Origin of the sequence: Tardiphaga sp. (assembly GCF_028290495.1) — a bacterium.
In the GTDB taxonomy this organism is placed as follows: Bacteria; Pseudomonadota; Alphaproteobacteria; order Rhizobiales; family Xanthobacteraceae; genus Tardiphaga.
Genome location: NZ_JAQGJT010000034.1, coordinates 26,365 through 38,153, shown reverse-complemented (window position 1 = coordinate 38,153; position 11,789 = coordinate 26,365). Strand labels below are relative to the sequence as shown.

The 11,789-nt window shown below is 63.6% G+C and carries 10 protein-coding genes and 1 pseudogene; 6 read left to right on the top strand and 5 right to left on the bottom strand.

Translation table 11 applies throughout. The annotated features are described in order from the left end of the window. From JWQ24_RS06270 to JWQ24_RS06255, 4 genes and pseudogenes are all read left to right on the top strand, one after another. Positions 1-695: pseudogene (locus JWQ24_RS06270) on the top strand (CtpF protein); the annotation flags it as partial. Between the two features lie 21 nt (positions 696-716). Then, complete coding sequence (locus JWQ24_RS06265) at positions 717-2,171, top strand: CpaF family protein (RefSeq protein ID WP_299805724.1); 1,455 nt, start codon at positions 717-719, stop codon at positions 2,169-2,171. Positions 2,172-2,181: 10 nt separating this feature from the next. Next, positions 2,182-3,156 (top strand): type II secretion system F family protein, encoded by a 975-nt coding sequence (locus JWQ24_RS06260; RefSeq protein ID WP_299805721.1) that lies wholly within the window; start codon positions 2,182-2,184, stop codon positions 3,154-3,156. Positions 3,157-3,165: 9 nt separating this feature from the next. Continuing rightward, positions 3,166-4,140, top strand: a complete 975-nt coding sequence (locus JWQ24_RS06255; RefSeq protein ID WP_299805719.1) for a type II secretion system F family protein — start codon at positions 3,166-3,168, stop codon at positions 4,138-4,140. 87 nt (positions 4,141-4,227) lie between these two features. Here the strand turns inward: JWQ24_RS06255 and JWQ24_RS06250 are convergent, their stop codons facing one another. Then, positions 4,228-5,031, bottom strand: coding sequence for a tetratricopeptide repeat protein (locus JWQ24_RS06250; RefSeq protein WP_299805717.1), 804 nt, complete (start codon positions 5,029-5,031; stop codon positions 4,228-4,230). Between the two features lie 123 nt (positions 5,032-5,154). Here JWQ24_RS06250 and JWQ24_RS06245 point away from each other — a divergent pair, with 123 nt between their 5' ends. Together JWQ24_RS06245 and JWQ24_RS06240 are read left to right on the top strand one after the other, a co-directional pair. Further along, entirely contained in the window at positions 5,155-6,537 is a 1,383-nt protein-coding gene (locus JWQ24_RS06245; RefSeq protein ID WP_299805714.1) for a M17 family metallopeptidase, read from the top strand. Further along, positions 6,530-7,372, top strand: coding sequence for an NlpC/P60 family protein (locus JWQ24_RS06240; RefSeq protein WP_299805712.1), 843 nt, complete (start codon positions 6,530-6,532; stop codon positions 7,370-7,372). The genes JWQ24_RS06245 and JWQ24_RS06240 overlap by 8 nt, the downstream gene beginning before the upstream one ends. Positions 7,373-7,422: 50 nt before the next feature. Here the strand turns inward: JWQ24_RS06240 and JWQ24_RS06235 are convergent, their stop codons facing one another. The 4 genes from JWQ24_RS06235 to JWQ24_RS06220 form a co-directional block, all read right to left on the bottom strand. Further along, positions 7,423-7,683: a hypothetical protein gene (locus JWQ24_RS06235; protein WP_299805710.1), complete on the bottom strand. Its 261-nt coding sequence runs from the start codon at positions 7,681-7,683 to the stop codon at positions 7,423-7,425. 171 nt (positions 7,684-7,854) lie between these two features. Next, positions 7,855-9,495, bottom strand: coding sequence for an ABC transporter ATP-binding protein (locus tag JWQ24_RS06230; RefSeq protein WP_299805707.1), 1,641 nt, complete (start codon positions 9,493-9,495; stop codon positions 7,855-7,857). Positions 9,496-9,504: 9 nt separating this feature from the next. Continuing rightward, positions 9,505-10,683 (bottom strand): ABC transporter permease, encoded by a 1,179-nt coding sequence (locus tag JWQ24_RS06225; RefSeq protein ID WP_299805705.1) that lies wholly within the window; start codon positions 10,681-10,683, stop codon positions 9,505-9,507. After that, complete coding sequence (locus JWQ24_RS06220) at positions 10,683-11,789, bottom strand: microcin C ABC transporter permease YejB (RefSeq protein ID WP_299805703.1); 1,107 nt, start codon at positions 11,787-11,789, stop codon at positions 10,683-10,685. The genes JWQ24_RS06225 and JWQ24_RS06220 overlap by 1 nt, the downstream gene beginning before the upstream one ends.

Here is an 11,789-nt window from a genome sequence, read left to right as displayed (position 1 = left end):
CCGTCGTGGCCGATCTCGACCTCGCCTTCGGCACGGCCGGCCTCGACTACAACCAGGATCCACCGCAGGGCATCGCCGACGCGGTGTTCTCGCCGGACCGCGTCGATACCGCCTTCATCGACCGCCTGCTGTCGAAGTGCACCGACCATCTCAGCCTGCTGGCCGCGCCGGCGACGCTGGAGCGGGTCTATGATTTCGGCGCAGAAGCCTTCGACTCGATCTTCGACACGCTGCGCGCGACGATGCCCTGCATCGTGCTCGACGTGCCGCATCAGTGGTCGGGCTGGACCAGGCGGGCACTGATCGGCGCGGATGACATCCTGATCGTTGCCGCGCCCGACCTCGCCAACCTGCGCAACACCAAGAACATGTACGACCTGATCAAGACGGCGCGGCCCAACGACCGCGCACCGGTATACTGCCTCAACCAGGTCGGCGTGCCGAAGCGCCCGGAGATCACCGCCAGCGAATTCGCCAAGGCGATCGAGACCGCACCGATCGCGTCGATCCCGTTCGATCCTCAGATGTTCGGTCTCGCAGCGAACAACGGCCAGATGATCGCGGAAATCGCCGCCAGCCATCGTACCACCGAGATATTCCTGCAGATTGCGCAACGGCTCACAGGCCGCGGCGAGACAAAAAAGCCGCGCGGCTCCTTCCTGTCGCCATTCCTCGAAAAGTTGCGGTCAAAGTAAGACACCGCCTGGAGCGTCGTCGTGTTTGGTAAGCGTAGCGGATCCGATACAGACTCCCGGGCCACGAGGCCCGCCAGCACGATGGAGCTCGCCCCCAGCGCGCCCAGCGTCAGTGCGCCTCCGGCCGTCTCCTCACCGCCGCTGTCGCCGGCCCGCGTAGTGCCGGTGCCGACCATGGCCGAGCGCAAATCCGAGAATTATTACCAGGTCAAGGCGACGATCTTCGGCGCGCTGATCGAGGCGATCGATCTGGCGCAGCTTGCCAAGCTCGACGGCGAATCCGCACGCGAGGAAATCCGCGACATCGTCAACGAGATCATCGCGATCAAGAACATCGTGATGTCGATCGCCGAGCAGGAAGAGCTGCTCGACGACATCTGCAACGACGTGCTCGGCTACGGCCCGCTGGAGCCGCTGCTGTCGCGCGACGACATCTCCGACATCATGGTCAACGGCGCCGGCACGGTGTTCATCGAAGTCGCCGGCCGCATCCAGAAGACCGGCATCCGGTTCCGCGACAACCAGCAGCTCTTGAACATCTGCCAGCGCATCGTCAGCCAGGTCGGCCGCCGCGTCGACGAATCCTCGCCGATCTGCGACGCGCGCCTTGCCGACGGTTCGCGCGTCAACGCCATCGTGCCGCCGCTGGCGATCGACGGGCCTGCGCTGACCATCCGCAAGTTCAAGAAGGACAAGCTGACGCTCGACCAGCTGGTCAAGTTCGGCGCGATCTCTCCGGAAGGCGCGCAGATTCTGCAGATTATCGGCCGCTGCCGCGCCAACGTGCTGATCTCGGGCGGTACCGGCTCCGGCAAGACCACCCTGCTGAACTGTCTGACGCAATATATCGACGACGACGAGCGTATCATCACCTGCGAAGACGCCGCCGAACTGCAACTGCAGCAGCCGCATGTGGTGCGACTGGAAACCCGGCCGCCGAACATCGAGGGCGAAGGCCAGGTCACGATGCGCGAGCTGGTGCGAAACTGCCTGCGCATGCGCCCCGAACGCATCATCGTCGGCGAAGTCCGCGGACCGGAAGCGTTCGATCTGTTGCAGGCGATGAACACCGGCCATGACGGCTCGATGGGCACGCTGCATGCCAACAACCCGCGCGAAGCGCTGTCGCGCTGCGAATCCATGATCACGATGGGCGGCTTCTCGCTGCCGTCGCGCACCATCCGCGAAATGATCTGCGCCTCGATCGACGTCGTGGTTCAGGCCGCGCGCCTGCGCGATGGCTCGCGCCGCATCACCCACATCACCGAGGTGATGGGGATGGAAGGCGACACCATCATCACGCAGGACCTATTCATCTATGACATGACCGGTGAGGACGCCAACGGCAACATCCTCGGCCGGCATCGCTCGACAGGCATCGGCCGCCCACGGTTCTGGGATCGCGCGCGCTACTATGGCGAAGAGAAGCGACTGGCGGCAGCACTCGATGCCTCCGAAGTCGCCGCGATGACCTGAGGAGCGACCGATGAACATGCAGGCGCTCGCCATGGCCTTTCTCGCCTTCACCGCCGTTGGCGGTCTGGCCTGGGTCTTCATCTATCCGTCACTGTCCGGCGCCACCAAGGTGAACCAGCGCCGCGCTGCGATCGCGCGGACTGAGCCAGTAAAGCGTCAGACCGACAAGTCGCAGCGCTCGCGCCGCGAACAGGTCGAAGGCTCGATGAAGGAAGTCGAAGCCCGTCGCCAGAAGGAGAAGAAGGTCGCGCTCAGCATCCGCCTCGCACAGGCAGGATTGGACTGGAGCGACAACAAGTTCCTGACGATCTCCGGCATTCTCGGCGCCGGCGGCTTCGTGGTGGTGATGATGGGCGGTGGCGGGTTGCTCGCAGCCGTCGGAATCGCCTTCGCCGCAGGCTTCGGCCTGCCGCGCTGGGTACTCGGTTTTCTCAAGAAGCGCCGCGAAAAGGCGTTCCTGAAGGCGCTGCCCGATGCCGTCGATGTGATTGTCCGCGGCATCAAGGCCGGCCTGCCGCTGTTCGATTCCATCAAGGTGGTCGCCGCCGACGCGACCGAGCCGCTGCGCACCGAATTCTACGCGATCATCGAAACCCAGACGATCGGCATGCCGCTCGGCGAGGCTTGTGCGCGTCTGTACGAGCGCATGCCGGTGCCGGAAGCCAATTTTTTCGGCATCGTGGTGGCGATCCAGCAGAAATCCGGCGGCAATCTCTCCGAAGCGCTGGGCAACCTTTCCAAGGTACTGCGCGACCGCAAGAAGATGGCCGAAAAGATCCAGGCAATGTCGATGGAAGCCAAGGCCTCCGCCGGCATCATCGGCTCATTGCCGCCTATCGTGATGCTGCTCGTCTACCTCAGCACGCCGGACTACATTTCGCTGCTGTGGACCGAGCCGACCGGACGGCTGATGCTGGCGGGTTGCGTGTTGTGGATGTCGTGCGGGATCTTCGTCATGAAGAAGATGATCAATTTCGATTTCTGATGGTGTCGTATGCTTGATTTTTTGATCGCCAAGATTCACGACCCCAAGTTCATGACGCTGGTGATGGCGGCGATCGCCGTTGCCGCCACGGCCTACAGCCTGATCACGCCGATGTTCGCCGGCGACGGACTGGCCAAGCGCATGAAGGCCGTTGCCAGCGAGCGCGAGCGGCTGCGCCAGCGCGAGCGCGAGCGGCTCTCGAAGAACGACCGCGCCTCGTTGCGGCAATCGCCACGGCAGCTGGTGTCGAAGGTGGTGACCGATTTCAACCTCGGCAAATGGCTGGCGCAGGAAGCAGCCCTCGACAAGCTGGTGATGGCCGGCTATCGCGGCCAGGCGCCCTATGTGACGTTCCTGTTCTTCCGCGCCGTGATGCCGATCGTGTTCCTGATCTTCTCGGTGATCTACGTATTCCTGCTGTCTAACCTGGAATATTCGATGCCGATCAAGATCGGCATGTGCCTGGTGGCGACCTATCTCGGCATGCAGGCGCCGATGATCTTCCTGAAGAACGCCATCGGCAAGCGCCAGCTTTCGATCCGCCGCGCCTTTCCCGATGCGCTCGATCTGCTGCTGATCTGCATCGAATCCGGCATGTCGATCGAAGTCGCATTCCGCAAGGTCTCGATCGAGATCGGCTCGCAGTCGGTCGCACTCGCCGAGGAATTTACGCTGACGACGGCGGAGTTGTCCTATTTGCAGGACCGCAAGGTGGCCTATGAAAATCTCGCCAAGCGCACCGGGCTGGAAGGCGTCAAGTCGGTTTGTCTTGCGCTGATGCAGTCGGAACGCTACGGCACGCCGCTCGGCCAGAGCCTGCGCGTGATGGCGCAGGAAAACCGTGACATGCGCATGAACGAGGCCGAGAAGAAGGCCGCGGCGCTGCCGCCAAAGCTGACGGTGCCGATGATCCTGTTCTTTTTGCCGGTGCTGTTCGTCGTCATTCTCGGGCCGACCGGCCTCAAGGTCGCCGCGATGCAGTGAGCTCTTTCCTCTGCCCGCCTGCCGGGAGAGGTTAGGTTCGCGCTCTTTGCTTCATCTGGTGTCAAGTTTCTTGGACAGCGTTGCAGTCTACGACCGCCCCATCGCATCATCCGCACTGCGTGCGCCGCGTGGCGCGCCCTTGTTGCTGAGCATCTGCTTCAGATAAGCGACATTGGCGGCGGCTTCTTCGGGTGGCAGGTCCGCCTTCACGATGGTTTCCGCCTCACCGAAGCGCCCCTGCAGACCGACCACCAGGCCGAGATTTTGCCGCACGCGGGGATCGGCGCTGCCGCTGCCGTAGGCACGGCGCAAGGTCGATTCGGCGCGCGGCAGGTCCTTTGACAGCATGTAGGACAGGCCGAGATTAGACAGCACCGAGGGATCCTCAGGGCGGATCTTCAGCGCGGTCTCATAATAGCCGCGGGCTTCGTCATGGCGGCTCATCTGGTCGAGCACGGCGCCCTGCACCGAGAGGATGCGCCAGTCCGGATTGGCCGGCGTGTGGGCGCTGGCGAGAATATCGAAGGCGCGCTGAAACGCGCCTGTATCGGCAAGCGCGCGGCCATAACCGGCCGCCAGCGCCTTGTTGCCGGGATTGCTGAGGCTGGCCTGTTCGAACACCGCGACGGCCTGGGAGCGCTGGCCGTTGGCGCGCAATGCCTGACCGTAGCGCAGCGCGGCGTCGGCATCCCGGGGGTTGGCGCGAAAGCGCTCGCCATAGACTTCGATTGCGCGAACCGGATCGGCTTCCGGCGCCGCCTCGGCGCGGCTGCCGATGGAACCGGTGACGTCGGACATGCCGGCCGTCTTGCAGCCGGCCAGGCCGACCGCCAGGATCGTCGTCACCGCTGCGGTCGCAAGAAGCCGGGCAAGACAAAAGGGCTGACGCATGGCACGGTGACTCACTGAAAGCGGCAGACGCAGCCGCCGACTACCCTCAGAAATAATATGTTAACCCTAATGGCCGGTTAATCCGCGTCGCCCGCCCCATGCCCGTTCGCGAGACTCAATCCTATGCATTCTGTTTTCGAGGCCGCCTCCGGCGCGCCGTCCATCGCCGTCCACTTCGTCACCAGGGCCACCTGGCCGGCCATCAGCGCCGCGTTGCCGGCCCCGGCACAGGCCTTTGCCGCGGCCCACGACTTTGTCGCCAAGCCGGGCGCGTGCCTGCCGCTGCCGGCCGCCGATGGCTCGATCGCCCAGGTGCTGTTCGGGCTAGAAGATGAGACGGCGAAATCCCGCGACCTGTTCCGTGCCGGCCAGTTGCCGGGCCTGCTGCCGCCCGGGCTCTATCACTTCGCCAACGCACCACATGACATGCGGCTTGCAACGCTGGCCTTCGCGCTCGGCAGCTATCGCTTCGGCCGCTACCGCAAAAACGAGCCGCCTAAGGTGCGACTGGTACCGCCGGAAGGCGTTGATATCGCCGACATCGGCCGGATGGCCGAGGCAGCCACCCTCGCGCGCGACCTGATCAACACGCCGTCCAACGACATGGGGCCGGCCGAACTGGAAGAAGTGGCGAAGACGCTCGCGGGGCGGTTCGGCGCTGACTTCTCCTGCATCACCGGCGACGAGCTGATGGCGCAGAACTTTCCGCTGATCCACGCCGTAGGCATGGCCTCGACGCGCGCACCACGACTGATCGATTTCTCTTGGGGCGATCCTTCACATCCCAAGGTCACCCTCGTCGGCAAGGGCGTCTGTTTCGACACCGGCGGGCTCGATCTCAAGCCTTCCTCCGGCATGCTGATCATGAAGAAGGACATGGGCGGCGCGGCGAATGTGCTGGCGCTGGCGCTGATGGTGATGGATGCCGGGCTGAAGGTGCGGCTGCGGGTACTGATCCCGGCGGTCGAGAATGCCGTGGCCGGCAATGCCTTCCGCCCGCTCGACATCTTCAGGTCGCGCAAGGGGCCGACGGTGGAGATCGGCAACACCGACGCCGAAGGCCGGCTGGTGCTGGCCGATGCGCTGGCCTATGCCGGCGAAGACAAGCCGGAGCTGCTGGTCGATCTCGGCACGCTGACGGGTGCGGCGCGCGTCGCGCTCGGGCCGGACCTGCCGCCGTACTACACCAATGACGAGACGCTGGCGCTCGATGTCGCGCGCTGCGCAAAAGCGCAGAACGACCCGCTGTGGCGGCTGCCGCTGTGGGCGCCCTACGATGCCTGGCTGGATTCCAAGACCGCCGACATCAACAACGCACCCTCCGGCGGCTTTGCCGGCTCGATCACCTGCGCGCTGTTCCTGCAGCGCTTCGTCGAGCCCACGACAAACTGGCTGCATGTCGACATCTACGGCTGGACGCCGTCGGCAAAACCGGCGCGGCCCGAAGGCGGCGAATGCCAGGCCGCCCGCGCGATCTACGCTTTGCTGAGCGAACGCTATGCATGATCCACGTTTGACGCCGGTGCGGCCCGATCTCGCGGCGAAATACCTGGAAGGCAAGGTCGAGGCTGCGCGCTTCGTCGAAGGCGAGGAATTCGAGGTGATGGACGGCATCGCGCCGGTGCGCCGCGAGCCGTTCTCCGGCGCAGCACTGGATACTCAGGCGCTAAAGGGCGAGCGCGTCACCATCTATGACCGCAACGACGAAGGCTGGGCGTGGGGCCAGTTGAACGGCGATGGCTATGTCGGCTGGCTGCCCGACCTCGCGCTGTACCGGCCCGGTGCCGCCGCCACGCACAAGATCACGGCGCTGCGGACCTTTGCGTTCCCCGGCCCGTCGATCAAACTTCCGCCGGTCGATACGCTGCCGCTCGGCGCGCGCATTGCCGTGGTCAGGTTTCACGAGACTTTTGCGGTGACCAGCGAGGGGCATTGCGTGCCGAAATCCCATGTCACGAACATCAATGATTTCGAGACCGACTTCGTCGCGGTGGCCGAGCGCTTCGTCGGCACGCCCTATCTGTGGGGCGGCAAGAGCAGCCTCGGCATCGATTGCTCCGGCCTGGTACAGATTGCGCTGAATGCCGCCGGCATGGGCTGTCCGCGCGACAGCGACATGCAGGAGAGCGGGCTGGGGCGTGCGCTGTCAGAAGCAGAGATGCAGAAGCTTCAGCGCGGTGACCTCATCTTCTGGAAAGGCCATGTCGCTGTTGTCCGCGATGCCAACACGATCGTGCACGCCAATGCGCATCATATGGCGACGGCGATCGAGAATACGGCGGATGCGATAGCAAGAATTATGGCGGCGGGCAGCGCGGTGAGCAGCATCCGGCGACTTTAGTGAAGCTCGCCGCTCCCGACCTCGACGGCCGGGAGCGGCGATATCAGTCGTTATTTGATCTTCGCAATCTCGGCGAGCAGATCGTCATAGCTCTTGCACATCGCGTCAACGCTTGCGGTCGCCTTCGGATCCGACTGCGCTGCCACCATCTTCATCATGACTTCTTCGGCCTTCTTGGGGTCCTTGGCCGTGAGCGTCTCAAGCTTTGCCGAAACCTGCATGGCCTTGTCGGATACCTGCTGCTCGGTGCAGGCCGCAAAAGCTGGAGCTGCAGCCAGGACAAGCGAAACGGCGAGCAAATATGTCTTCATGTATTCCCCGGGAATGTCGAATGATGGAACCTGCCTATCAGCAGAGGGCTGTTAGACAGGCTCGCCAAAGCCGCGTCAATTCGACACCGGTAGTTATCAAGCGACCATCGCTTCGCAGGTTGGAACATCCCTAACGGACCTGCATTGCGCCCGGCCTGCGGGATATTCGATCTATGATAGAGGCGGCGCTCCGCCAGGCACGGCCTCGATCCGGAACGCGGCAGCGAACAGCGCCCGCGTGTAGTCGGTCTTCGGATTCTTGAACAGTTCGGAAGCCGGCCCCTCCTCCACGACCTTGCCGTGGCGCATCACGATCAGATGGCTGGCCAATGAGGCCACGACGCGAAGATCGTGCGAGATAAACAGGTAAGTGAGGTCTCGCTTGCGCTGCAACTCGCGCAGCAGGTCGACCATCTGCGCCTGGAACAGCATATCGAGCGCGCTGGTCGGCTCGTCGAGCACGACGAAGCTCGGCTCCAGCACGGCGGCGCGCGCGATGCTGATGCGTTGGCGCTGGCCGCCCGAGAATTCATGCGGGTAGCGAAACCGCGTCTTCGGGTCGAGGCCGACATCGACCAGCGCCTTGACCACGCGCGCCTCGCGCTCGGTCTCCTTCAATTGCGGCTGGTGCACGCTGAGGCCCTCCGCGACGATGTCGCCGACCGACATGCGCGGCGAGAGCGCGCCGAACGGATCCTGAAACACGATCTGCATGTCGCGGCGGATCGGCCGCATTGCCTTGAACTGCAGGCCCTGAATGTCGCTGCCGAGGAACACGATCGGGCCATCCGAGGAAATCAACCGCAGCAGCGCCAGACCCAGCGTCGTCTTGCCGGAGCCGGATTCGCCGACCACGCCGAGTGTCTCGCCCTTGCGCACCGCCAGCGTGACGCCGTCGACCGCCTTGATGTGACCGACGGTCTTGCGTAGCAACCCGCGCTTGATCGGAAACCACACCTTGAGGTCATCGGTCGAAATCACCACCGGCTGATCCGGCCGCGGCGGCGCCGGGTCGGGCTTCGGCTCCGCGGCGAGCAGCGCCCGCGTATAGGCATGCTGAGGCGCAGTGAACACCTGCTCGACCGGCCCTTGCTCGACGATCTTGCCATTGTTCATGACACAGACCACATCAGCGATGCGGCGGACGATGCCGAGATCGTGGGTGATGAACAGCAGGCTCATGCCGAGCCGCTGCTGGATCTCGGCCAGCAACGTCAGGATCTGCGCTTGCACAGTGACATCGAGCGCGGTGGTCGGTTCGTCGGCGATCAGGAGGTCCGGCTCGTTGGCGAGCGCCATCGCGATCATCACGCGCTGGCGCTGACCGCCGGACAACTGATGCGGATAGGAAGCAAGCCGGGTCTCCGGCTCGGGAATGCCGACCTGGGTAAGCAACTCAAGCGTCCGCGCCCGCGCGGTGGCGCCGCGCATACCGCTGTGCAGTTGCAGGATTTCGCCAATCTGTGCACCGATCGTGTGCAGCGGATTGAGCGAGGTCATCGGCTCCTGAAAGATGATCGAAATGTCGTTGCCGCGAATGCCGCGGATTTCGCCCTCCGACATGCTCAACAGTTCATGCCCCTTGAAACGTATCTGGCCAGACGGATGCGACGCCGTCGGGTACGGCAGCAGCCGCAGGATCGACAGTGCGCTGACCGATTTTCCGGACCCGGACTCGCCGACCAGCGCGACGCATTCGCCGCGCCTGATCTCGAACGAGACGTGATCGACGGCGATGGATGTGCCGCTGCCGTGATGGAACGCCACCGAGAGATCGCGGACGTCAAGCAAGGGTTGGTTGATGGCGTCCATGCTCTTGTCCTACCGAAACGTCTTGCGCGGGTCGAAGGCGTCGCGGACGCCTTCGCCAATAAAAATCAAGAGTGACAGCATGATGGCCACCGCGAAGAAGCCGGTGAAGCCGAGCCACGGTGCCTGCACGTTGGCCTTGCCCTGTGACAGCAACTCGCCGAGCGAAGGGGAGCCAGGCGGCAGGCCGAAGCCGAGGAAGTCCAGAGCGGTCAGCGTCATCACCGAGGACGACACGATAAACGGCAGGAATGTCATGGTCGCCACCATCGCGTTCGGCAGCAGATGCCGGATCATGATCTTGGCGTTGGAGACGCCAAGTGCGCGCGCGGCCATGATGTATTCGAAGTTGCGGCCGCGCAGGAATTCGGCGCGCACCAGGCCGACCAGCGACACCCATGAGAACAGCAGCAGGATTCCCAGCAGCACAAAGAAACCGGGCACCAGCACCGAGGACAGTATCAACAGCAAATACAGCGACGGGATTGCGCTCCACACCTCGATGAAGCGTTGAAAGACGAGATCGACCCAGCCGCCGAAATAGCCCTGCACGCCGCCGGCGGCGATACCGACGACCGACGAGACGATGGTCAGTGCGAGACCGAACAGCACCGAGATACGAAAGCCGTAGATCAGCCGCGCGACGACATCGCGCCCCTGATCATCGGTACCGAGCCAGTTATATTCGAGATCGCGGCAGCTCTTCAGCCCCTTCTTCTCGACCACGGGCTTGCACTGCGCCTCGGTCAGCATCCAGGTCGGCTTCGAGGGCGCCGGCGTCGGCAGATCGAGATTGTGGGTGTCGTAGGAATAGCGGATCAGCGGCCAGACGATAAAACCGTTCTTCTCGGCGATCAGTTTTTGCAGATAGGGATCGCGATAGTCGGCAGCAGTCTCGAAATCACCGCCGAAGGTGGTTTCGGAATAGCTGACGAAGGCCGGGAAATACGCCTTGCCATCGAACTTGATGAAGAACGGCCGGTCGTTGGCGATCACCTCGGCGAACAGCGAGACGAAGAACAGGATCAGGAACAGCCACAGCGACCAGTAGCCGCGACGGTTGGATTTAAAGTTCTGCCAGCGGCGCTGGTTCAGCGGCGAGATGCCGAGCGGGCGGCGCGACGGCGGCACGGCCTCGCCAAGCGGCGTCTGCGTGGTGGTTTCGACGGGCACGGGTGCGGTGATGGTCATCAGACTTCCCGCGCCTCGAAGTCGATCCGTGGATCGATCCACATATAGGCCAGATCGGACAGCAGGTTCACCACCAGGCCGACCAGCGAGAAGATGAACAGCGTGCCGAACACCACGGGATAATCTCGGTTCAGCACGCTTTCGAAGCCGAGCAGGCCGAGGCCATCGAGCGAGAAGATGGTTTCGATCAACAACGAGCCGGAGAAGAAGGCGTGGATGAAGGCGCCGGGAAAGCCGGCGATGACGATCAGCATGGCGTTGCGGAAGATGTGATTGTACAGCACCTGGCGCTCGTTGCAGCCCTTGGCGCGCGCGGTCATGACGTATTGCTTGCGGATTTCGTCAAGGAACGAGTTCTTGGTCAGCAGGGTCATGGTGGCGAAGGCGCCGAGCACCATCGAGATCAGCGGCAATGTCATGTGCCAGAAATAGTCGATGATCTTCCAGTACCACGGGAACTGGTCCCAGCCGTCCGAGGTCAGCCCGCGCAACGGGAAGATGCTCCAGAACGAGCCGCCGGAAAACAGGATGATCAGCAGGATCGCGAACAGGAAGCCGGGAATCGCGAAACCGACAATGATCACCGCCGAGGTCCAGGTGTCGAAGCGGGAGCCGTCCTTCACCGCCTTGCGTATCCCCAGCGGAATCGAAATCAGATAGGTCAGCAGCATCATCCAGATGCCGAGCGACATCGAGACCGGCAGCTTCTCCTTGATCAGTTGCAGCACGCTGGTATCGCGGAAATAGCTCTTGCCGAAATCGAAGCGGGCGAAATTCCACAGCATCAGCGCGAAGCGCTCGGGCGCGGGCTTGTCGAAGCCGAACTGCTTTTCCAGGCTTTTGACAAAATCCGGATCCAGCCCCTGCGCGCCGCGATATTTTGAATTCACGGCGTCGCCGGAGGCGCCGGCCTGCCCGCGGTTGCCGAAATCCCCGCCGGAGGAGCCGGACACCCGCGACGCGCCGGTGTCAGCGCCCGAGAGCTGCGCAATCACCCGCTCGACGGGGCCGCCGGGCGCGAACTGCACCACGACGAAGGAGACGAACAGGATACCCAGCAGGGTGGGAAACATCAGCAGAATGCGACGGGCGATATAGGCGGTCAT